This is a genomic window from Endozoicomonas sp. SESOKO3, assembly GCF_024606255.1.
The window spans coordinates 1-1,392 of the sequence record NZ_JAHHPR010000756.1; the positions used below are offsets into that span (position 1 = coordinate 1).

1 protein-coding gene is annotated in these 1,392 nt (G+C 48.1%); it reads left to right on the forward strand.

Features of this window, described 5'->3' with window-relative positions; all coding sequences use genetic code 11:
- Positions 1 to 127: 127 nt before the first annotated feature.
- Positions 128 to 1,392: sodium:proton antiporter (locus KDK18_RS13310; RefSeq protein WP_257255415.1), on the forward strand; the 1,265-nt coding region annotated here is incomplete at its 3' end.

Below are 1,392 nucleotides of genomic sequence, written 5' to 3' on the forward strand. Positions count from 1 at the left end.
GAGCTGTATATTCTTCTGCGGGCTGCTATTTTTCTCTCGTTACCCCCGGAAGCCATTGGTCTTCCAGGTCTACCCAACCCGACATAATCCTGATATGTCTCATTGAATCTTTTCCAGAGGTTTAGATATGCACGAAACCGGCCTTGCTACACAGGTCCTGATACTGGCTGGCCTGCTGCTTCTTGCTACCAGCTCGTCCATATTATTAAAAAAATTGAGGTTTCCTTATACCATTGGCTTGGTAGTGATCGGCATGGTTCTGGGGATTCTGGCGCAATACACCGATGCATTGGAGCCATTGCTGAAGGTTGATCTGTCCCATGACTTGATCATGTATATCCTGCTTCCGGTGCTGATATTTGATGCGGCTATCAATATAAAGCCCCCACATCTGTTTCGTGAAATGACTTCAGTTCTTAATCTCGCCATATTTGGTGTAATCCTTTCCATGCTTGTGATTGGGGTTGTCATGAATTTGCTGACTCCACTCAGTCTGGCTGGAGCCATGTTGTTTGGAGCTCTGATTTCAGCAACGGACCCCGTGGCTGTTATTGCCCTGTTCAAGGAGGTAGGAGCGCCGGCCAGGATGTCCATGCTGATGGATGCCGAAAGTCTGTTTAATGATGCCACCGCTATTGTTATTTTCGGGATTGTTCTTGCAGTTATTCAGGCCGGCGTCGGCGTTGGCGTCGGCGTTGTTTTGGGTGGCGTCTGGTCATTTATAGAGGTCTTTTTTGGCGGAATAGTGGTTGGTACGGTCATGGGTATCGCTATGCATGGGCTGTTGAGGCTGGGCAGAAACGAGCCTTTTGTGCAGATTGCTCATACCACTATTCTGGCTTACAGCAGTTTTATTATTGCTGATCATGTGCTGGGAGTGTCCGGTGTCATGTCAACGATTGCTGCAGGTATTGTCACTCGAACAAGTTCAGGAAAAGTGTTGTCTGAACAGGTCCGCAGTTTTATTACGCCCTATTGGGAATTCATGGCTTTCATAGCCAACAGCTTGATTTTCCTGCTGCTGGGGATGAAAGAAAATCTACTTTTCAGAAATCTCAATCACTTACAGGTCTACTATCCCTACCTTCTGCTCGCCGTTGCTGCCGTTCTGATTGGTCGTCTGGTCGTCGTCTATCTGCTCCTGCCGATATCAAACCGCCTGCCAGTGGGGCGTCCGGTGGATAACAAAACCAAAGCCATTATGTTTTGGGGTGGGCTGAGAGGCGTTGTGCCCGTCGCGCTGATGCTGTCGATTCCTGACAGTATTCCTGAAAAAAAGCTGATTATGGATATGACTCTGGCTGTGATTTTGTTCTCTCTCCTGATTCAGGGCACCACAGTCAACTGGCTGATGAGCAAGCTGGGTGTCAATCAACACTACAATGTTGTGAG